The organism is Aliiroseovarius sp. F20344 (genome assembly GCF_023016155.1).
Classification (GTDB): domain Bacteria; phylum Pseudomonadota; class Alphaproteobacteria; order Rhodobacterales; family Rhodobacteraceae; genus Aliiroseovarius.
The window spans coordinates 320,217-339,186 of the sequence record NZ_JALKBG010000003.1 but is presented as its reverse complement, the minus strand read 5'-3'; the positions used below and the strand labels follow the sequence as shown (position 1 = coordinate 339,186).

24 protein-coding genes are annotated in these 18,970 nt (G+C 54.6%); 8 read left to right on the top strand and 16 right to left on the bottom strand.

Annotated features, from left to right (window positions below; translation table 11 throughout):
• Nucleotides 1-84 precede the first annotated feature (84 nt).
• The 6 genes from MWU55_RS02170 to MWU55_RS02145 all read left to right on the top strand — a co-directional run bounded on the left by MWU55_RS02170 (nt 85) and on the right by MWU55_RS02145 (nt 6,711).
• Nucleotides 85-1,671, top strand: coding sequence for an ABC transporter substrate-binding protein (locus MWU55_RS02170; protein WP_246934060.1), 1,587 nt, complete (start codon nt 85-87; stop codon nt 1,669-1,671).
• A gap of 9 nt (nt 1,672-1,680) precedes the next feature.
• Nucleotides 1,681-2,637, top strand: a complete 957-nt coding sequence (locus tag MWU55_RS02165) for an ABC transporter permease (protein ID WP_246934059.1) — start codon at nt 1,681-1,683, stop codon at nt 2,635-2,637.
• Entirely contained in the window at nt 2,634-3,449 is an 816-nt protein-coding gene (locus tag MWU55_RS02160; RefSeq protein ID WP_246934058.1) for an ABC transporter permease, read from the top strand. Before MWU55_RS02165 ends, MWU55_RS02160 begins: the two co-directional genes overlap by 4 nt.
• Entirely contained in the window at nt 3,446-5,083 is a 1,638-nt protein-coding gene (locus tag MWU55_RS02155; RefSeq protein ID WP_246934057.1) for an ABC transporter ATP-binding protein, read from the top strand. The genes MWU55_RS02160 and MWU55_RS02155 overlap by 4 nt, the downstream gene beginning before the upstream one ends.
• A 102-nt stretch (nt 5,084-5,185) precedes the next feature.
• Nucleotides 5,186-6,022 carry an alkaline phosphatase family protein gene (locus tag MWU55_RS02150; RefSeq protein ID WP_246934056.1) on the top strand — a complete coding sequence of 279 codons (837 nt, stop codon included), beginning with the start codon at nt 5,186-5,188 and terminating at the stop codon, nt 6,020-6,022.
• Nucleotides 6,019-6,711 (top strand): fumarylacetoacetate hydrolase family protein, encoded by a 693-nt coding sequence (locus MWU55_RS02145; RefSeq protein WP_246934055.1) that lies wholly within the window; start codon nt 6,019-6,021, stop codon nt 6,709-6,711. The genes MWU55_RS02150 and MWU55_RS02145 overlap by 4 nt, the downstream gene beginning before the upstream one ends.
• 24 nt (nt 6,712-6,735) lie before the next feature.
• Here the strand turns inward: MWU55_RS02145 and MWU55_RS02140 are convergent, their stop codons facing one another.
• The 10 genes from MWU55_RS02140 to MWU55_RS02095 form a co-directional block, all read right to left on the bottom strand.
• Nucleotides 6,736-7,389 (bottom strand): GntR family transcriptional regulator, encoded by a 654-nt coding sequence (locus MWU55_RS02140; RefSeq protein ID WP_246934054.1) that lies wholly within the window; start codon nt 7,387-7,389, stop codon nt 6,736-6,738.
• A 96-nt stretch (nt 7,390-7,485) separates the two neighbouring features.
• Entirely contained in the window at nt 7,486-7,971 is a 486-nt protein-coding gene (locus MWU55_RS02135; RefSeq protein ID WP_246934053.1) for a flagellar basal body-associated FliL family protein, read from the bottom strand.
• 11 nt (nt 7,972-7,982) lie between these two features.
• Nucleotides 7,983-8,711 (bottom strand): flagellar basal body L-ring protein FlgH, encoded by a 729-nt coding sequence (flgH, locus tag MWU55_RS02130; protein ID WP_246934052.1) that lies wholly within the window; start codon nt 8,709-8,711, stop codon nt 7,983-7,985.
• 9 nt (nt 8,712-8,720) lie between these two features.
• A complete protein-coding gene (flgA, locus tag MWU55_RS02125) occupies nt 8,721-9,158 on the bottom strand; it encodes a flagellar basal body P-ring formation chaperone FlgA (RefSeq protein ID WP_246934051.1) in 438 nt (145 codons plus the stop codon).
• Nucleotides 9,158-9,943, bottom strand: a complete 786-nt coding sequence (gene flgG / locus MWU55_RS02120; protein ID WP_246934050.1) for a flagellar basal-body rod protein FlgG — start codon at nt 9,941-9,943, stop codon at nt 9,158-9,160. The genes flgA and flgG overlap by 1 nt, the downstream gene beginning before the upstream one ends.
• Nucleotides 9,944-9,955: 12 nt before the next feature.
• A complete protein-coding gene (locus MWU55_RS02115) occupies nt 9,956-10,675 on the bottom strand; it encodes a flagellar hook-basal body complex protein (protein ID WP_246934049.1) in 720 nt (239 codons plus the stop codon).
• Nucleotide 10,676: 1 nt separating this feature from the next.
• Nucleotides 10,677-10,946 carry a flagellar biosynthetic protein FliQ gene (locus tag MWU55_RS02110; RefSeq protein ID WP_246934048.1) on the bottom strand — a complete coding sequence of 90 codons (270 nt, stop codon included), beginning with the start codon at nt 10,944-10,946 and terminating at the stop codon, nt 10,677-10,679.
• Nucleotides 10,946-11,236 carry a flagellar hook-basal body complex protein FliE gene (gene fliE, locus MWU55_RS02105; protein WP_246934047.1) on the bottom strand — a complete coding sequence of 97 codons (291 nt, stop codon included), beginning with the start codon at nt 11,234-11,236 and terminating at the stop codon, nt 10,946-10,948. The genes MWU55_RS02110 and fliE overlap by 1 nt, the downstream gene beginning before the upstream one ends.
• Before the next feature lie 11 nt (nt 11,237-11,247).
• The gene (gene flgC, locus MWU55_RS02100; protein ID WP_246934046.1) at nt 11,248-11,640 is read right to left on the bottom strand and encodes a flagellar basal body rod protein FlgC; all 393 of its coding nucleotides are present in this window, start codon (nt 11,638-11,640) and stop codon (nt 11,248-11,250) included.
• Nucleotides 11,641-11,646: 6 nt separating this feature from the next.
• Nucleotides 11,647-12,039, bottom strand: coding sequence for a FlgB family protein (locus MWU55_RS02095; RefSeq protein WP_246934045.1), 393 nt, complete (start codon nt 12,037-12,039; stop codon nt 11,647-11,649).
• Between the two features lie 81 nt (nt 12,040-12,120).
• On the opposite strand from MWU55_RS02095, the gene MWU55_RS02090 reads away from it, so the two are divergent.
• A complete protein-coding gene (locus MWU55_RS02090) occupies nt 12,121-13,452 on the top strand; it encodes a FliI/YscN family ATPase (RefSeq protein ID WP_246934044.1) in 1,332 nt (443 codons plus the stop codon).
• Between the two features lie 8 nt (nt 13,453-13,460).
• Here MWU55_RS02090 and MWU55_RS02085 read toward each other — a convergent pair whose 3' ends face one another.
• From MWU55_RS02085 to MWU55_RS02055, 6 genes are all read right to left on the bottom strand, one after another.
• Entirely contained in the window at nt 13,461-14,255 is a 795-nt protein-coding gene (locus MWU55_RS02085; RefSeq protein ID WP_246934043.1) for a DUF1217 domain-containing protein, read from the bottom strand.
• Nucleotides 14,252-14,656, bottom strand: a complete 405-nt coding sequence (flbT, locus tag MWU55_RS02080) for a flagellar biosynthesis repressor FlbT (RefSeq protein ID WP_246934042.1) — start codon at nt 14,654-14,656, stop codon at nt 14,252-14,254. The genes MWU55_RS02085 and flbT overlap by 4 nt, the downstream gene beginning before the upstream one ends.
• Entirely contained in the window at nt 14,653-15,033 is a 381-nt protein-coding gene (gene flaF, locus MWU55_RS02075; RefSeq protein ID WP_246934041.1) for a flagellar biosynthesis regulator FlaF, read from the bottom strand. Before flaF ends, flbT begins: the two co-directional genes overlap by 4 nt.
• Nucleotides 15,034-15,104: 71 nt before the next feature.
• Nucleotides 15,105-16,397 (bottom strand): flagellin, encoded by a 1,293-nt coding sequence (locus tag MWU55_RS16495; RefSeq protein ID WP_281501773.1) that lies wholly within the window; start codon nt 16,395-16,397, stop codon nt 15,105-15,107.
• Between the two features lie 205 nt (nt 16,398-16,602).
• Complete coding sequence (locus tag MWU55_RS02060; protein WP_246934040.1) at nt 16,603-16,938, bottom strand: flagellar biosynthesis protein FlgN; 336 nt, start codon at nt 16,936-16,938, stop codon at nt 16,603-16,605.
• A complete protein-coding gene (locus MWU55_RS02055; protein ID WP_246934039.1) occupies nt 16,925-17,224 on the bottom strand; it encodes a rod-binding protein in 300 nt (99 codons plus the stop codon). The genes MWU55_RS02060 and MWU55_RS02055 overlap by 14 nt, the downstream gene beginning before the upstream one ends.
• Before the next feature lie 20 nt (nt 17,225-17,244).
• Between MWU55_RS02055 and MWU55_RS16590 the strand changes: the two genes are divergently transcribed.
• Nucleotides 17,245-18,969: a flagellar hook-length control protein FliK gene (locus tag MWU55_RS16590; RefSeq protein WP_246934038.1), complete on the top strand. Its 1,725-nt coding sequence runs from the start codon at nt 17,245-17,247 to the stop codon at nt 18,967-18,969.
• The last annotated feature ends 1 nt before the right edge of the window (nt 18,970 follow it).

Sequence of the window (18,970 nt, the reverse complement as noted above, 5' to 3'; positions counted from 1 at the left end):
CTGACATCTGGGCAACTCTATCAGCCGGAACCAATAAAAATACGGCGTTCCATCGTGTGCCGCCGACCACTCAGGGAGCAATCAATGTCAAAAGAACTCGAATTTCTGTCTAAACGCGTAGCACAAAGCAAAATGTCACGCCGTGATTTCATGGGGCGTGCGTCTGCGCTTGGCGTTTCGTCAGCCGCTGCTACCGCAATGCTGTCCACGGCTGCTATGGCTGAGGGGCCGAAAAAAGGTGGCATGATCAAACTGGGTATGAACGGCGGTGCCAGCACCGATACGCTTGATCCGGGTCTTGTTGCCTCGCAGGCGACACAGAACGCATTGCGCCATTGGAGCGATACGCTCGTGAACGCCTCTCCGACCGGCGAGCTAGATATGCGCATTGCGGAAAGCATCGACAGCTCTCCTGATGCGAAAACCTGGCATTTTAACATTCGTCAGGGTGTCGAGTTCCACAACGGTAAAACCGTCACCGCCGAAGACGCGATGAAAACCATCGAGCGCCATTCGAACGAAGAATCGAAATCGGGTGCTCTGGGCATTGTGAAAGGCATCGAATCGATGGCCGTAAGCGGCAACACGCTTTCGATCACATTGGACACGCCCAACGCTGACCTTCCTTACCTGCTGGCTGACTACCACCTTGCGATCCAACCGAACGGTGGCATGGACGACCCGAACGCGGGTATCGGTACTGGTCCCTTTACCGTCGAGGTGAACGAGCCCGGCATTCGTTATGGCTTCAAGAAATTTGCCAACCACTGGGATGAGAGCATTGGTCACGTCGATGAATCAGAGCTTCTGATCATCAACGACGCAACCGCCCGTATGGCGGCGCTGCAATCTGGCCAAGTTCACATGGTGAACGGCGTTGACCCTAAGGTTGCGGGTCTTTTGGACCGTGCTCCGGGTCTTTCGGTGAAGAACGTATCAGGTCGCGGTCACTATGTGTTCATCATGCACACTGACACGGCTCCGTTTGACAACAAGGATCTGCGCCTTGCGCTGAAATACGCAATCAACCGCGAGGAAATGGTTGATAAGATCCTACGCGGTTATGGGGGCGTCGGTAACGACATGCCAATCAACGCGTCTTATCCGCTGTTTGATGATTCAATCCCTCAGCGCGCTTATGATCCTGAAAAGGCAGCAGAGCATTATAAGGCATCGGGCCATGATGGCAGCCCCATCATCCTACGCGTTGCGGATGCTGCGTTCCCCGGTGCAGTTGACGCTGCTCAGTTGTTCCAGCAAAGCGCGGCAGCCGCTGGTATTCCGTTGGAAATCAAGCGCGAGCCGAATGACGGTTACTGGTCGGAAGTTTGGAACAAACAGCCGTTCTGTGCATCCTACTGGGGTGGCCGTCCGGTTCAGGACCAGATGTATTCGACCGCCTATCTGTCGACCGCAGACTGGAACGACACGCGCTTCAATAATGCGAAGTTTGACGAACTGCTGGGACAGGCGAAAGCTGAGCTTGATCCGGCCAAACGCAAGGCGCTGTACAGCCAGATGGGCAACATCGTGCGCGACGACGGCGGCGTAATCTGTCCGATGTTCAATGACTTCATTGACGCAGTCAGTGATAAAGTCGCTGGCTTTGAGCCGGATCCCAACGGGGAAATGATGGCGAACTTCGCCCCCTCACGTGTGTGGCTAGCGTAAGGCTACGCTATGCATCCCGTCTTAAAACTTGTTGCCCAGCGTTTAGCGCTGGGCATCCTGTTGCTATTCGCCGCGTCGATCCTGATTTTTGCAGGCACGCAGATCCTTCCCGGGGACGTCGCACAATCCATTCTTGGTCAATCCGCAACACCTGAAGCCCTTGCCAACCTGCGCAAGGAACTGGGTCTGGATGAACCTGCCATCAGCCGATACTTCAGTTGGCTTGGCAACGCCCTGCAAGGCGATCTGGGTACAGCACTGACCAACGGACAAGAGATCACCAAATCCCTTGGAAGCCGTCTGAAAAACACCCTGTTCTTGGCCTTCTGGGCAGCGGTTGTCGCTGTTCCTTTGGCGATTTTCCTTGGCCTTCTGGCTGTGCGCTATCGCGAGCGTTGGCCCGACAAGTTGATTTCTGCGGTGACGCTGGCGTCGATCTCGGTGCCAGAATTCCTGATCGGTTACGTGCTGATGTTCTACGTCGGCGTGAAGTTGGGCTGGGCACCAACTGTGGCAACAATCTATGATTCAATGTCGCTGGGCCAGAAGCTCAACGCGATTGCCTTGCCGGTTGCGGTTCTTACGATGGTGGTTCTGGCGCATATGATGCGTATGACGCGCGCGGCCATCCTGAATGTGATGCAATCAGCCTATATCGAAACGGCTGAACTTAAGGGGCTGACCAGCTTCCAAGTGATCTATCGCCACGCGTTTCCGAACGCTGTCGCGCCAGTGGTCAACGTGGTCATGCTGAACCTTGCCTATCTGGTTGTGGGCGTTGTCGTGGTCGAAGTTGTTTTCGTCTATCCGGGCATGGGCCAGTATTTGGTTGACCATGTGTCGAAACGCGACGTGCCAGTGGTGCAGGCCTGTGGTCTGATCTTCGCCGCCGTTTATATCGGGCTCAACATGATTGCTGATATCGTGTCGATCCTGGCCAACCCAAGGCTGAGGCACCCGAAATGATAAGAATACCTCCTGCGGCCTTAATTGGTCTGTTTTTCACCGGGCTTTATTTCTTCATGGCGATTTTCGCCCCGTTGATTGCGCCCTATTCGATGACTGAAATCGTCGGTGATGTGTGGGAGCCCTCGTCTTCCGAACATTGGCTTGGCACTGATAACATCGGGCGCGACCTGCTAACCCGAATGATCTATGGCGGGCGCACGACGATCTTCATCGCCACTGCCGCCACCATTCTAAGCTTCGTGACAGGGTCCGTTTTGGGCCTGACCGCTGCCGTGATCGGTGGATGGGTCGATCAATTGATGAGCCGTTTCGTCGATCTGATCATGTCAATTCCCACGCTGATCTTCGCCCTTGTGGTGTTGTCGGTTATGCCGGTGACCTTACCGATCCTGATCCTTGTGATGGGTCTGTTGGATTCCACGCGGGTGTACCGCTTGGCGCGCGCTGTGGCCGTGGACATCAACGTCATGGACTATGTTGAAGCTGCGAAACTGCGTGGCGAAAGACGTGGCTGGATTATCTTCCGCGAAATCCTGCCCAACGCGCTGTCGCCCTTGGTGGCCGAGATGGGCTTGCGTTTCATCTTCGCGGTGCTGTTTGTGTCGACGCTTTCGTTCCTTGGCCTTGGCGTGCAACCGCCCAACGCAGACTGGGGTGGCATCGTGAAGGAAAACAAAGACGGTATCGTCTATGGCATCCCGGCAGCGCTTGTGCCCGCCGTGGCCATCGCGACGCTAGCGATTTCCGTGAACCTTGTTGCCGACTGGGTGCTGAACCGCACCACCAGCCTGAAAGGAGGCCGCGGATGAGCGATACACTTCTGAAGGTCGAAGATCTAAAAATCGGCGCGCGGATTTATCCGCCGGGCGAAAAGCCCCGCGATATCGAGATCGTGCACGGCGTGTCCTTTGAACTTGAAAAGGGCAAGGTGCTGGGTCTGATCGGGGAATCCGGGGCCGGGAAATCTACTATCGGTCTGGCCTCGATGGCCTATGGCCGCGGTGGGGTCGAGATCACCGGTGGCAAGGTCTGGGTCAATGGTCGCGAGATTCTAGGCACCAGCCTTCGTGATTTGCGCAAGCTTCGCGGAACTGAAGTGACTTATGTCAGCCAATCGGCTGCCGCCAGCTTTAACCCCGCCAAGAAGATCATGGAGCAGGTGATCGAAGCCTCGCTGCATCAGGGCAAGTTCTCGAAGAAGGAGGCCGAAGCGCGCGCGGTAGAGCTGTTCACTAAGCTGGGTCTGCCGGATCCTGAAAACATCGGCGATCGCTATCCCCACCAAGTGTCGGGTGGTCAGCTTCAGCGTTGCATGACGGCTTTGGCGCTTTGCCCTGAGCCGGATTTGGTGGTGTTCGACGAACCCACCACAGCGTTGGACGTGACGACTCAGATCGATGTTTTAATGGCCATCAAGGATGCCATTCGGGATACAGGCGTAGCCGCGCTTTATATCACGCATGACCTTGCCGTTGTCGCACAAGTCTCGGACGAGATTATGGTGCTAAAAATGGGTGAGATGGTTGAACATGGCACCACGGATCAGATCATCAACCACCCCAAGGAAGAGTATACGCGTGACCTTGTGTCCGTGCGTTCGACCCAACATGACGGGCAACAGCCCACCGACAACCCTGTGCTGACGGTTCAGAATGTGACGGCCCGCTACAAGGGCACGAATTTCGACGTGCTGCACAATGTCACGATGGAGCTTCATCCGGGTCAAACCTTGGCAGTTGTGGGTGAATCCGGGTCTGGCAAGTCGACGACGGCGCGCGTGATCACAGGGCTTTTGCCGCCACGTGATGGCAAGATCATCTTTGATGGTCGCGATCTGTCTTCGGATCTGGAAGGCCGGTCACGCGATGATCTGCGCGAGCTTCAGATGATCTATCAGATGGCAGATGTTGCGATGAACCCGCGCCAAACCGTGGGAACGATTATCGGTCGCCCGCTAGAGTTCTATTTCGGCATGAAGGGCGCTGAAAAGAAGAAGCGGATCATCGAACTTCTGGATGAGATCGAGCTGGGCGAAGCCTTTATGGATCGTTACCCCGCCGAGCTTTCGGGTGGACAAAAACAGCGTGTCTGTATCGCTCGTGCGCTGGCCGCGAAACCCAAGGTGATCATCTGTGATGAGGTCACCTCGGCACTCGATCCATTGGTTGCGGACGGCATTTTGAAGCTTCTGGAAAACCTTCAGAAGATCGAAAACGTGGCCTATCTGTTCATTACGCACGACCTTGCAACGGTTAAAGCGATCGCGGACAGCATCGCCGTGATGTATCAGGGTCGTGTTGTGCGCTATGGCCCGAAGGCCGAGGTTCTAGCACCCCCGTTCGATGACTATACCGACCTTTTGCTCAGCTCAGTGCCGGAAATGCGCCTTGGTTGGCTGGAGGAAGTTGTCACGAATCGCAAGATGGAAAGCGCGGGCAACTGATCTGTTCAAAATTTGACTGAGCCGGGGACACAGCAATTGCGTCTCCGGCTTTCGTTCGTAAAGTGGTCAAAGAATATCTGAATGTGAAACGGAGGTGCTGGCGTGGATACGAAGCTTTTACTTCTCATCATTGATGGAGTGCCGCATCGAAACTGGCGCAGGCTTTTTGGCAATTTGGAAGGTTGGGTTCAGTCAGGGGATGCCATGCTTCTGAAGATGCGTGCGGTGCTGCCGTCGACCTCGGCCAGTTGTTATGCGTCCATCCACACCGGTGTCACCCCGCAAGAGCATGGCTGTACCGGCAATCATGATGTGTCCCGTTTGCGTCACGACGACATATTTAGCCAAGTCCGAAAGGCCGGTGGTGTTACCGGAGCCGTTACCCACTCCTTCTGGTCTGAGTTTTTCAATCGCGCGCCCTTCGACGTGGTGCGCGACCTTGAATATGATGAGCCAGAAAGCAGTTCGATCAACCACGGCCGGTTCCATACCATGACGGGCTACGGCCTGATCAATCAGTGTACGCCTGCAGACGTGGATTTGTTCGGAACCCTCACCATGCTGTGCGAACGCAAAGGCATTGACTACGGCATCCTTCATACCTGCACGCTGGACAGCATGGGGCATAGGTTCGGACATAATTGCGCCGAGATGGATGAGGCCTGTTTTAAGATGGATGAACAGCTGGCCCCCTTCATCAAACGTTGGCGGGATCAAGGCTACGACGTGATTGTCACGGCAGATCACGGTCAGACGGATCGCGGGCATCATGGCGGGCACGAAGATTTGCAGCAGGATGTCGCGCTATACTATTTTGGGGATGCACGTATTGTCGATGACAGTGATATTCTGTGTCAGACCCAATTGGCCCCAACGGTTCTTTCGCTGTTGGGGGCTCCGATTGCAGATACGATGAAAGGCAAGGTATTCCTGAAATGACTTGGGCCATTCCCGCACCCGAACAACCGTTCCTGCCAATTACAAATTCTGACCAGAAATTTCCGGTGCGCAGGATCTTTTGCGTTGGACAGAACTATGCGGCACACGCGCGCGAAATGGGATCGAACCCAGAGCGGGAGCTGCCTTTTTTCTTCACAAAGCCCGCGGATGCCCTAGTCCCAGACGGGGCCAGTATTCCTTTCCCACCCGGCACTTCGAACCTGCATCACGAGGTGGAACTTGTTGTTGCGATTGGAAAGGGCGGGGCGGATATCGCAGTCGATGAAGCTCTGGATCACGTCTGGGGATATGCTGTCGGAAATGATTTGACGAGGCGGGATGTTCAGGCGGATGCCAAATCGGCGGGACGCCCTTGGGATATGGCAAAAGGTTTTGACCGCTCTGCCCCTTGCGGTGCGCTGCACCCCGCACAGTCTGTTGGGCATTTCGCACAGGGTGGCATTTCATTAGCGGTCAACGGGGAGCTCCGGCAAAGCTCGGATATCTCAGATCTGATCTGGCCGGTTGCCGACGTAATTTCATACCTATCTAGCTTGGTTGAACTACACGCAGGTGATCTGATCTTCACCGGCACGCCCGAAGGAGTGGGGCCGCTCAAACCCGGTGATACTTGTGTGGCGCAGATCGACGGGCTTGGATCGGTTATCAACAAGGTTCAGCAAAGCTAGTTTTGCCAAACCGTAAGCTAGCACCTATTTCAGATAGGCCATCAGGTTGTCACGTGCCTGTTCGATATGATTCAGTGTAAGCTCCGCAGCACGTTCCACATCCCCTTCTTCGCAGGACACCTGAATTAGAAGGTGATCATTATTCGCGCGTATCATTCCGTCATCAAGCATGATCCGTGCCCGAAGATACCGATCAATGCGGTCTAGCGCGCCGTCGATGGCAGCCAAGTGATAGGTCAATCCGCTGGCCGCGTAATGTGTCGCGTGAAACTTGCGATTAAGATCCCCCCACTCAGCGGAGTCATTAGAGATCGCCAGAGCTTCGCAGTAACCGCGTGCGGTGTGAAGAATTTCAGGAGTCATCTGCGGAACAGCTTTTGCGATCACGTGAGGTTCTAAAAGTACGCGGAAGTCAAAAATCTCGCGAAGTTCATCATGAGAAAGTGAGGATACCACGGCACCTTTGTATCGCCGTGATGTGACGAGCCCATGCTCTTCTAGCTTCAAAATGGCTTCACGGACGGGAATGCGCGATGTGTTAAACATCTTGGCAATTTCATCCTGTCGCAATGGTGTGCCATCTTCCAACTCGCCTTCCACAATAGCCTGTTTCAAGGCTTCAAAGATTATGGTGGTGGCTGACGCTGTCTTTGACACGTCCACGGATTTAAGCTGCATTCAGTTCCCCCATTTTCAAGCAGCCTAGCAATTTCGTTCAAGGGGTTGAAGCGTTTCAAATATATATAGCGAATTCGTTATCTGAGTTACGAAATCCTACGTATCCTGCCGGACGATGTTGGTGACCAAAACGTCTTTCACGCTGGGACCCAAAATGGACCGGGCCACCTCAACCAGAGCCGAGCGCAGGGGATCCATACGGCTAGATTGTGTAAACATCCCATCAAAGCCACCGGTATTTGCGTGGTTGAACATCACCTGCAAAAACTCATCGCGCAGTTTTGGTTCGCGCTTGTAGACGGCTTCCCGGCTGCCCAAATCAACCTCGACATTCAGCGACATCACGACCAGAGATGAAATGTTCCCATCGGCCACAACCGGGATAACAAACTGGTTGTTGATCTTGACGAATTCCGTATCGGTTTCCGCTTTCTCGGCTTCCTCCGGTTCGCCTTTTGCAGACTTTGTGTCTGCGCACGGATCCGTTAGGGCAATCTCAGGTTCGGGTTTGAGCATCATGCCTGCAGCAGCGCCGACCCCAAGCCCAATCAATGCCAAGATGATGGGAATAAGCTTACCCATGGGTGTCCTCCTTAGAACGGCAGAATGATATCAGCGGCTTGCTGACCATAGCGTGGTTGCTGGACGTCGCTGATTTGCCCGCGTCCACCATAGGAAATGCGTGCTGATGCGATTTTGTCATATGGGATTTCGTTCTGGCGCGAGATGTCTTCAGGCCGCACAAATCCGGTGACCAGAAGCTCGCGCAACTCGAAGTTCACTCGTACTTCTTGTGTGCCCTGGATCTGCAGAACGCCATTTGGCAACGTTCCCAAAACGGTGGCTGCTACACGCAGCTCAAGCTTCTCATTGCGCTTCACGGAACCGTTTCCATTGAACGAACTGCTGGACGACAATCCGACCGCCTTTCCAAGCGACGCGCCTTCGGGAAGATCCTTGTCGATGGATTGCGGCAGGCCAAACAGGTTGGGTATGCCCATTTCCTCGGACGCGCCTCGGGCGCGGGCTGAGGTGTTTGAGAACTCGGCCCGGTCATTGATCTCGATGACAACTGTCAGAATATCCCCGGCTTGCTGCGCGCGCCGATCCCCCAACAGGGATTGCCGGCCGCCGCTCCACAATGACGATCGGTCCACCGATCCTTGCGGTGGAATACTTTGCGGCAGGGCCGAAGCGTTCATGGCTTGATGTTCAGCGCTCAATTCAACGGGATTCAGATCGGGCGCCTTTCCAATGTTTTCCACGCGCGAACAGGCAGTGGTTAGCACAGCAATTGCAATGAGGGGCAGGATGGAACGCATGGGTTTTCCTTATTGTACGTGAATGAGGGTGTTCGAAACGATGACGTCACCAGTGGATGACACGGACCCAGTAACTGTCGTGCGCGAAGCAAGGTTCATGACCCTGACGCGATCACCGATAGCCGCGCGGCCAAGGCTGCGCCCTTCGGTCAGAATGGTCATCTGTCCGGCGGTATAGATCAGCGTCACGATCTGATTGCGGTCGATCACGGCTGGCGGGCCGATGTCGCTGGGCAGGACCGGCCGACCTGCATAAAGCACTGTGCGAGCCTCTTGTCCGATGACATCGGCAGCAAGCTGAAAGCCACCCGCGAGATCTGCCGCACTAAGTTTTACATCCTGCGCAGTCACGATCATACCGGGACGGATATTCCGGGCCGCAATGACAGTTTCAGCAAAGCTAGGAAAAGCACTAATCATCAGGGCCAGAAGAAACAGGTATCTCATCAGCGCACCTGTGTCGTTGCAGCCAGCATCTGGTCGGCGGCTGTGATAACTTTCGAGTTAAGCTCGTACCCACGCTGTGCTGCGATCAGCTCTGTAATTTCGCGCACTGCATCGACAGAGCTGTTTTCCAGATACCCCTGCCGAAGCGTGCCGCGCCCATCCTCACCCGGGGCACCCACAAATGCTGTGCCCGAGGCGGGGGTTTCGCGAAACAGATTGGACCCGATCGCCTCAAGCCCCTTGTCATTGGTGAAGCTGGCAAGCGTGAAAGCCCCCATCAACTCGGGTTCGACCGTATTGTCGAAATAGGCATAGACCTCGCCGTCAGAATTGATTGAGATCTGGCGCGCGTCGCTTGGAATCGTGACTTCTGGGGTAACCGGATAACCGTCCGATGTGACAATCAACCCGCCGCCGGAAAGCTTCAATCCGCCGTCACGGGTGAACGCAGACGCACCTGATGGCAGGGTGACCTCAAGATAGCCACGCCCCTCGATTGCAATGTCCAGATCGCCACCGGTTTGTGCCAGCGTGCCTTGTTGCATCATCATGGTGACCGAGGTGGGACGCACGCCCAGTCCAAGCTGCACACCAGTGGGTAAAACTGTCCCGTCCGAGGCGTTGATCGTACCCGCCCGCGTGGCTTGTTGATAATGAAGGTCAGCAAACTCTGCCCGTCTGGTATTGTAACCCGTCGTCGACATATTCGCGAGGTTGTTTGATATCGTTTCGACCCGCATTTGCTGGGCCAACATTCCGGTTGCTGCAATGTTCAAAGCGCGCATTGGGGGCTCCTCTTATCCGATGACCGTTTTTGTGACCGAGCGGATGCGCTCATCCTCTTTCTCCATGAACTTCTGTCCCAGCTCATAGCTGCGCTGAACCTCGATCATGCGGGCGATTTCAGCGATGGGATCGACGTTCGACCCTTCTACAAAACCTTGGAGGATCGTGGCGTCGGTCAATGCTGGCTGGACCCCTCCTGGGGCTTCAAAACGCACGCCGTCGCGGTGCTGAAGATCAGTGTGATCCAACGGCGAGTATAGGCCAATCAGGGCAAGCGCCCGCCCATCTGCTGACAGTGTTCCATCCGCCGAAAGCGAAACGGATTGTGCATCAGGTGGGATGAAAACAGGCGATCCGCCACCATCCAGCAGGCGATATCCATCCAGTGTCACCAGCTCGCCTTCCGATGACGGGGTAAACACTCCCGCCCGCGTCAGAAACTGGCCCGTCGGACCGTCCAGAAGAAAGAACCCATCGCCCTCGATCGCAAAGTCGAATGTGCCGCCGGTTTGGGTCAGCGCACCTTGCTCAAGGTTCAAGGCGCGAGCGTTGGCAGTGGCCATGGAAAGTGAGGGATCATGTCTTTCAAGCGCATGAATGTATTCAGAAAAAACAACGCCTTCACGCCGAAAACCTGTGGTCGAGGAATTGGCAATGTTGTTGGCGATGCTCTGCATTTCGCGCATCAAACCAGATTGTCGGGTCAGGGAAGTGTAGCCGATATTGTCCATTCTATCCTCCCGCGATCAATGGAATGACGCGCAATTGGAAAAAGCCGACCAGCGTTTCGGTCATGAAGCCCATGCTGCCCCAAAAAACGACCAGGATTGCGACCAGTTTGGGCACAAAGGTCAGTGTCATTTCTTGAATTGAGGTCAGAGCTTGAAACAGACCAACAATCAGGCCTGCAACCAACGCCACCGATAAGATCGGAAGCGAGATCAGAACAGCGTTCCAAAGGCCAGCGCGCAATGTGTCGTAGAATATGACCTCATCCATCATCAGACAGGCATCCTTAGGATTTCCTGATACGCCTCGACGACTTTGTCACGTACGGTGACAGCCGTTTCGACAGCCAGTTCAGTCTGGGCCAGCGCTTGGACCAAAGCATGCGGGTCCGCGTCCCCAGACAGGGCTGCCATTGCCGTCTGTTCGCTTGATTGAAGCGTTTGCGCGAAGTCTTGTGCGACCCCCGCAAAGTTGTTCACTTTTTGTTCATCCGTTGGTGTGGGCTGAGCCGCTTGGCGCGAAGCTGCATATTGCTGCGAGGCGAGTGATGCGCGAATATCCATGTCTTATCCTCCTATCGACGCAGCAGGTCCAACAAGCCGCGCGACATCTGGCGCGACTGATCGAACATTTTTAGGTTGGCTTCGTAGCTGCGCTGCGCTTCGCGTGCGTCTGCAATCTCGATAATCAGGTCCACATTTGAACCTTTGTAATGTCCGCTTTCATCGGCAAGCGGGTGAGATGGGTCATAGATGCTGGGCAAGGTCGTTTTGTCCAACTGAACCCGCCCTGTTTCGACCAATCCTGTGGCGCGGCCACCATCAAGGGCGGCCTGAAAGCTTACCGTCTTACGGCGATATCCGGGAGTGTCCGCATTGGCGATGTTTTCAGAGACATGGCGTAGGCGATTGGCCTGACTTTTCATGCCCGACGCAGCAGCTGCAACTGAATTTCTAAGATCACTCATGGCCCGTTACCTCCGCCCCAATGAGCTTCGCACGATGCCCAGCGTTGATTTATAAACAGCCAGCGCCAGATCGTGATCACGCTTGGCCTCAGCAGCCATCATCATTTCAGTCTCAAGCGACACAGAGTTCCCATTGGGTGAGATTGCACCCGCGCGGTAAACGGTGTTCGCATCTGCGCTTGCAGTTGTTGTCAGGCTGGCATCAATGTGATTGCTGCGTGTGGCGCGCAATTGTTCCGTACGCGCGGGCTGATATGCCTCGGCAAACGAGGGGATGTCGCGTGCGCGATACCCGGGCGTATCCGCATTCGCAATGTTCTGTGCGATGACGGACTGCCGGGCCGCAGCGTGGAGCGCAAGGTCATTCGCCTTGGCGAAGATACTCAATTTATCAAACATCGGGGCTTCTCCCTCGATTGGCTTCAACCAAGGCTTAACCCTGATTCCTTTATAAACAGTTTCAGAGAAAATTTTAGGAGAATGCCGGTGCACAGCGTTGGGTTTGAACAGGTCTCGGCTTCGGTTACGTCACTGCAAGTTGTCCGCCACGTCGGGCGGGTAAAACGCATAAGGCAAGGCGTGGTCGAAGTTGAGGGACTAACCAAGGTCGCCGCACAGTCTGATCTGGTGCAAATCAGACCCGCCGATGGCGATCATCGAATGGGCGAGGTTCTGGGACTGAACGAAGAGCATATTTCGGTTCTGCCAGACGGCGATAGTGCCGGGCTTCAAATCGGAGACGAGGTTGTGCTGTTTGGCGGAACAAGTGTGGCCCCTGACGATAGTTGGATTGGCCGGGTTGTCGATCCATTGGGGCAAAGCCTAGATGGGACACCTATATTGCAGGGCCCGGTCGCCCGTGCGTTGAAAAGCAAAGTGCCCAACCCAACAGCGCGCCGCCCACTGGGATCGCGGCTTGAGACGGGTATGACGGTTTTCAACACGTTCCTTCCGATTGTGAGTGGGCAGCGGATTGGTCTTTTTGCCGGGTCGGGTGTGGGTAAATCGACCCTTCTGGCGAAGCTGGCGAGGGGGGTGCACGCGGATGTGGTTGTCATTGCGCTTATCGGCGAGCGGGGGCGCGAAGTGCGGGAATTCGTCGAACGCGTTCTTGGGAAAGAAGGCATGAAACGCGCGGTGGTTGTTGCGGCAACCTCGGATCAGTCTCCGATGATGCGCCGTAGATGCGCGTGGATGGCGATGTCTGTGGCCGAACATTTCCGCGATCTTGGGCGGCAGGTTCTTTTCCTAGCAGACAGCGTTACTCGGTTCGCCGAGGCACATCGGGAAATTGCTTTGGCATCGGGCGAAGCAGGAAACTTGCGCGGTTTTCCACCGTCCACGACGCAGCAGATCACATCACTCTGCGAACGCGCCGGGCCCGGTGTCGGGCAGGCGGGTGATATCACCGCTGTCTTTTCGGTTCTTGTAGCTGGGTCCGATATGGAGGAGCCAGTAGCTGATATCCTGCGCGGGGTTCTTGATGGGCACGTGGTTCTTGATCGCAAAATCGCGGAACGCGGCCGTTTTCCTGCCATCGATATCCTCCGCTCTGTATCACGAGCCCTGCCCGAGGCCGCTACGGAAGATGAGAACTCATTGATTTCGAAAGGGCGCCAGCTTCTTGGTTTGTATGATCGGTCAGAAATGATGATTCAGGCAGGGTTGTATACGTCTGGGTCTGATACTGCGCTGGATCATGCTGTTACAGTCTGGCCGGGAATTGATGAGTTCCTATCCGCGCCAGAGGTTGTGGATACGCAGACAAGTTTTGATCGCCTGGCGAAATGTTTGGAAAACGAAATAGGATAGGCCTGCGATCAGGTGTTTTGTAGAAGTGTCAGAGCAATTGAGTTGGAGCTAAGCGCAGCAGACCCACTTGCGATTTGTGATCGTGCCAGAAAAAGCCGTGTAAGCTCTTCCAGTTTTACCGGATCGGAAAACTGATCGACTTTTGAAGAACCGAAATAGCGCTCGGACTTCTCCTGAAAGACCTCAAGCTGCTGATCGATGTCGATTGTTGCGAAAGACTTGGGCAGTCCAAGGGCCGTTTCAAGAACCTGCCGAAGGGGCGGGTTGCCCATCACGGAGTACCATTTGCCTGCATCAGTCGTGGACTTGTCGATAATGTAGCTAAGATCGCGCTCCAGCCCTATGGCCAAACGCATGTCTTGATCTTGGTTTCCTACTGCAATTTCGAATTGCCGTTCCTTATACGCGTCCACTGTCCAGGCACCAAAATCAGAGATCTGGGTGCGCGGAATGCTGTAATCCCCGAACCCGAAGTCTTTTGCCATCTCATAATAGCGTTTGTCGGACAACTTGTTGGCCAAAGCGTCTGAATCAAGCGTCCCATCCTCAAGCACTTTGCGAATAAAATATGTGTTGTTGATATCGTCACTTAAGCCGTAAGCGCCAAGCGCCACGGACAGCATACGCCGATCACTGACCAGCTGTTCAGCTGTCGTGATGTTACCGATGTTTTCTTGGAAATATTGGACGTCGCGTTGAACAGCAGCGCCGCTTTCAAATGCATGCTGCTGGGCTTCTTTTGTACGTTGCAAGAATGCCCAGCCGGCCGCACCACCGAACGGTATGACCGGCTGAAAGCTCATGCGAAACGTGCCGACAGCAGGCGTTCCTCTCGCGGGAGAAGTGTTCGAAGGTGCTTAAGCGCTTGATAGAACTGATCATCAAGTACTGTGCTGGAGGCCGCAACCAGAATCGTGCGGCTATCCGAATCTGTTAAGACCTGGCTCAGCTGCTCGATCCCGCGCAGCAGTTGCAGCTTTCCTTCGTCACTTTCCGCATCACCCGACAAGATTAGCTGCGCGATATAGCAGACGCGACGAACGGGTGTGTTCACCTCTTCCGGATGGATGGCATCCTTAAGGCGCAAGATGTTCGCATTCGGAGTCACGATTGAAAGGCGTGATCTTCGGTCGCCGTTTTCGATCACGGCCCCATTGATCAAAACGCGTTCTTTCGGGCTGAGTTTCAAGACCAAACCGCTCATGCTGCCACTCCGGTCTGACGCAGACCGCGCATAATCGCGGTGTTAATGTCTACCAAAACCGAGGCGTCTGCTCCGTCGCTTAAAACTTGGCGGGTATGGTCGGCTGTGAATTCGGCCAGATAGAAAATACGGGCGCGAAGATCGGCCGGCAGGCCATTCATTTCGTCGGCTACATCGGTGGCAAGCAGCGTCCAGAGCCTGCGGTTGTCGTGGAGCGCTTGTGCCAGTTTCGCAAAATCGAAAGTGCTTTCGTTTGCGTGTTGATCCATGCGGTGCGTAATTTGGGCGAACAATTCGTATTCTGTGCCGCGATTTGTTTTCAGCGGTGTGCGGGATGATGCGGCATAGGCCGTTTTGGCCATTCTGATTGCGTTCACGGTTTTTCCTTCCGGTAACGATTTCTGTTGGGTCAAAGGTGAGGGCGCCATTTTGGCGCCCTCTCATGCCATTAGCGGAACAACGACAGGATGTTCTGCGGTGCCTGATTGGCGATCGACAGAGCCTGAGTGCCAAGCTGTTGTTGGACCTGCAGGGCCTGCAGTTTCGCCGATGCGGCTTCCATATCCGCATCAACCAACGCGCCAATGCCAGATTTGAGCGAGTCAGACAGTTTGCCAACAAAGTCAGACTGGATCTCGATCCGGCCTTCGACCGAACCGAAAGAAGCCGAGGCATCAATTGACGTCTGGATCATATTCTCGATCGACCCAAGTGCGGCATCAGCGCCAGATGAGGTGGAAACGTCAATTGTTCCCAGCCCGGACAGCCCGCCCGATCCGCGCGTTGCCTCGAACGAGAAAGCAATGTCAGAGTTGGTTTCATTGGTGATGACCAGTTGGCCCGCGTTGGTGTCAATGTCCATGGTCAGCGATCCGCTATCAAGTCCGGCAGAGACCATCGCGTTTTTCATACCCGCAACAACCGATTCTGCGGTGTCACCTTCCTTGACCACGTAGCTGCCTTGAATGGTACCAACGGTCAGAGACAGTTGGTCGCCAACCACCAGACCGGTGTTCACACTAGTGTCAACGCCGGCGGCATTGGGAAGTACTGCTTCAGTCGCAGTTGCGCCGCCTGAGGAGTCCAGAAAGGCAAACGTGTCCAAGGTGATGGAATCGTTTGTGCCGCCGTCATTTGCATCGATCACACCAGCGGTGCCTGTATCCGTACCAACCGATGCAGCTGCGGCTGCAAGGTCAGTACCAGCCGTAAGCGACAAGTTTTGAGAATCAACACCGATCGAGCTGGTTACAACCGAACCATCCGCCTTACGGTCAAGCGAAGACAGTACGTCTACGCCGACATTGCCGTTTGAGTTGGTGCCCGATTGCGAACCGTCTACAAGGTTCAGGCCGTTGAACTGTGCAGCCCCAACAACTGACGTGATCTGGTCACGCAGTGCGACGATGTCAGTTTGGATCTTGGCGCGATCCACGTTGTCTTCCTGAGCGGCAACAATCTTGCCCTTGATCTCGGTCAGAAGGTCGGTGACGGTTTCGGAAGCTTGGCGGGCAACGGCAACGGTGCTTTCGCCCAGAGATAGGCTTTCCGATATACCTTTGAAGCCTTTTACGTCAGCCTCCATGACTTTCGAGATTGCCCAAACCGCTGCGTTGTCCTTGGCCGATCCAACGGCTTTACCCGTCGAGATTTCAGCTTGAGTATTTGCAAGGTTCGAGTTGATAGATTTCAGCGTTTGCAGCGCGACCATTGCGCTGTTGTTAGTCAGAATGCTGGACATCATATTTCCTTCAGTCTAGGGCGCTTTGCGCCTGATTTCATGACCCCCAATCTGGTTGGGGGAACGTTTGCCTTCTGACATTTGCAAACCGACTGGATCGGTTGCGCCATCCATTAAGATGCGTGACAAACCTGCGATGACAATCCTGAATGAATACTGAATCCCCGAGACCATGATGCTTACAAGTTGAACTAAACTTGGTGGGTTAAGCGCGCTTTTCGAAACTCGCCGTGTTGCGCGAAATGCTTTTTGATTGGCCGGTTCGTGAATAGGTTTTGATACCTTGATCAGGGTTGCGAATTCCATCGATCCGTTTTTGTGCGGCGCGGATACCGCTTGCCGCTGCTGCCAGCAGCCTTTGGTTTCGCGCGGTCAGTGACTGCAGCCGTTGCAACTGTTCCGGGCTGAGTGTCCGCAGATCCAAATTTTGGATAAAATCGCTTTTCGCTTCGGCCAGATCTTGCAGGGCCTTCAGATCACCGTATTGCAGAAGCTGGCGCTCGTTTTCCAGTAACTCGATCAGAGTATTAGAGTGACTCATGAGATTGCTCTTTCAGTGCTTCAAAAAGGGACTGGGCCAATCCGATGCCCCCGGTGCTCACCATGTTCCGCGCCTGCTCTTGTCGAAGGAAGGACGCAAACTGATCTTCCCCGATTCCGCCGCCAAAGCTGCCGGGTGTCTCGCCGATTCCCGCGGATTTAAGCATTTCCGACAGGAAGCTTGCTTCCAGTTCCTTCGCGGCATCCCAAAGCGCTAGATCTATGTCTGTTTTTTGTGGCCCACCATGAGGTGACGCGAGGGGCGGAGATCCAAATACCGGCTCCATGACTTTGACCTTTCAAATTGGTGACAGTTTTTCGCAGTATCCAGACCAGCGGTAAAGATTTGGTAATTCCCATCTGTAATTCTTTCCTAACGGCGGCAGAAAACCCGGATGTAAGAATGCAGTTCTCAACACTCCCATCACTTGCCATGGGCACAACAGAAAATGAAACGCAGTCCCCGACCGCACAGGTTCTGGATGCCGTGACGACGGAAACAGTGGCGCCATTTGATAAGGTGTTTTTTACGTCTGAGTTGCAGATCGCTGAGGGCACAAAGGCTGAGGTGACCGAACCGAATTCAGGCGGTGTTGATCCAGATGATCTTGCCCCTCAGCTTGAAAGCTGGATCGGCAAGGAATCTGCCTTGCTAGAAAACCCGCGTTCGGCGGAAGTCTTGCCCAGAGCGCAGGCAACAATTTTGCCAGAGCTGCCGGTCTTAGCCTTGGAAGCGGCTTCCTCTGACCCTGCAGCGCAAGGTCAACCAGATCTAGAGTGGTTCGCGGATGAAATCCATACTGAGAACTCAGCCGCAAACGTGACGAAAGAGCAAGGGGCGCTTAAGTTCGCGGCGCCAACAAACCAAGCTCATTTCCTGACGAGCGATGCTGAAAATTCAACAAGACTCACTCCCGAAGTACCTGCCGCAACTCTATCGACTCAATCGTTGGCCGATGGTGAAAACCAGCACTTGGAACAAGTGCCTGCCAACCAAAAGCAACCTCCATCCGAGTTGATACGTGCAGCGGGAAATTTTGAGGGTCAACTGAAAGTTGCTCCGAATGAGCAACCCCCAATGCTTGAACCTAAAGCTGCGCAGATTCTCGTGACTTCCGACAAACCCGTCGCGCAGATGCCGACGACTATAGAAACTATGGAAGGCGTACCGCTTCAACGCACCAGTTCTGTCCAAGTTCAAACTGATACAGCACGCGCTGAAGCACAGAATTCAGCTCAACAAGTTGTCCAAGTGCCAATTGCGAAGGTTGAAACATATGAGGGCAAGGCGGAAGGTGCGCGGCACATGCCTGAAAACCCAGCTGTCACGGATCTGTTGAGTCGCTCAGCAAAGAAAGTTCAGCCGGAGTTAAGTGGTAAGGAATACGAAGCTCATCCACAGCAAACTTCAAGGGCGGTTGGGGCCTCTGGCTTAGGTATGATCATTGAAACGCGGATGCCAGAAGCAGGGCCAGACCAACAAAAAGCAGTCGTTGCATTGGTGCAGCCTTTGGACGCGCCTTCCCAAGATGACATTCAAGAGGAAGCGTCGTTGAGGGTAGTGGAGCAAATATCAACAAGTTCAATCGAAACTAAAACTGCGATAGGCCAACGCACTCCAGACCTTCCCCGTGGTATTGCGGCGCAGATCGCCGAAGTATTGCGTCAGAACCTCGATCGCCCATTGGAACTGACGCTTAGCCCCGAGGAGCTCGGACGGCTTCGAATGTCGTTTCATTCGGACGGCAGCAGTATGCAAGTGACTTTAAGCTTCGAACGAGCGGATACTTTGGACCTGATGCGGCGCCATATCGATCAGCTGGCGCAGGATATGCAGGCATTTGGTATCACGGATGTCAGCTTTACCTTCCAGCAACAGACATCTGGTGATGAGACGGAATCCTCGACAGATGAAGGCACGCCGCAAGGTGGCGGCGAGTCCCAGATATCCAGTTCTTCGCCAGCCCAAGATGACGCCGTTCCAATTGTGGTTCGGGCCAATGGGGCTATGGGCGTCGATATTCGACTTTAAG

Bases quoted from the DNA above. Each gene is read 5' to 3' on its own strand.
- MWU55_RS02160 (WP_246934058.1), top strand. From the start codon at position 2,634: ATGATAAGAATACCTCCTGCGGCCTTAATTGGTCTGTTTTTCACCGGG.
- flgH (WP_246934052.1), bottom strand. From the start codon at position 8,711: ATGCGTTCCATCCTGCCCCTCATTGCAATTGCTGTGCTAACCACTGCC.
- MWU55_RS02165 (WP_246934059.1), top strand. From the start codon at position 1,681: ATGCATCCCGTCTTAAAACTTGTTGCCCAGCGTTTAGCGCTGGGCATC.
- MWU55_RS02155 (WP_246934057.1), top strand. From the start codon at position 3,446: ATGAGCGATACACTTCTGAAGGTCGAAGATCTAAAAATCGGCGCGCGG.
- MWU55_RS02170 (WP_246934060.1), top strand. From the start codon at position 85: ATGTCAAAAGAACTCGAATTTCTGTCTAAACGCGTAGCACAAAGCAAA.
- MWU55_RS02115 (WP_246934049.1), bottom strand. From the start codon at position 10,675: ATGGACAATATCGGCTACACTTCCCTGACCCGACAATCTGGTTTGATG.
- flbT (WP_246934042.1), bottom strand. From the start codon at position 14,656: ATGAGCGGTTTGGTCTTGAAACTCAGCCCGAAAGAACGCGTTTTGATC.
- MWU55_RS02145 (WP_246934055.1), top strand. From the start codon at position 6,019: ATGACTTGGGCCATTCCCGCACCCGAACAACCGTTCCTGCCAATTACA.
- flgG (WP_246934050.1), bottom strand. From the start codon at position 9,943: ATGCGCGCTTTGAACATTGCAGCAACCGGAATGTTGGCCCAGCAAATG.
- MWU55_RS02110 (WP_246934048.1), bottom strand. From the start codon at position 10,946: ATGATGGATGAGGTCATATTCTACGACACATTGCGCGCTGGCCTTTGG.
- MWU55_RS02135 (WP_246934053.1), bottom strand. From the start codon at position 7,971: ATGGGTAAGCTTATTCCCATCATCTTGGCATTGATTGGGCTTGGGGTC.
- fliE (WP_246934047.1), bottom strand. From the start codon at position 11,236: ATGGATATTCGCGCATCACTCGCCTCGCAGCAATATGCAGCTTCGCGC.
- flgA (WP_246934051.1), bottom strand. From the start codon at position 9,158: ATGAGATACCTGTTTCTTCTGGCCCTGATGATTAGTGCTTTTCCTAGC.
- MWU55_RS02095 (WP_246934045.1), bottom strand. From the start codon at position 12,039: ATGTTTGATAAATTGAGTATCTTCGCCAAGGCGAATGACCTTGCGCTC.
- MWU55_RS02060 (WP_246934040.1), bottom strand. From the start codon at position 16,938: ATGAGTCACTCTAATACTCTGATCGAGTTACTGGAAAACGAGCGCCAG.
- MWU55_RS16495 (WP_281501773.1), bottom strand. From the start codon at position 16,397: ATGTCCAGCATTCTGACTAACAACAGCGCAATGGTCGCGCTGCAAACG.
- MWU55_RS02090 (WP_246934044.1), top strand. From the start codon at position 12,121: ATGCCGGTGCACAGCGTTGGGTTTGAACAGGTCTCGGCTTCGGTTACG.
- MWU55_RS02055 (WP_246934039.1), bottom strand. From the start codon at position 17,224: ATGGAGCCGGTATTTGGATCTCCGCCCCTCGCGTCACCTCATGGTGGG.
- MWU55_RS02085 (WP_246934043.1), bottom strand. From the start codon at position 14,255: ATGAGCTTTCAGCCGGTCATACCGTTCGGTGGTGCGGCCGGCTGGGCA.
- MWU55_RS02140 (WP_246934054.1), bottom strand. From the start codon at position 7,389: ATGCAGCTTAAATCCGTGGACGTGTCAAAGACAGCGTCAGCCACCACC.
- flgC (WP_246934046.1), bottom strand. From the start codon at position 11,640: ATGAGTGATCTTAGAAATTCAGTTGCAGCTGCTGCGTCGGGCATGAAA.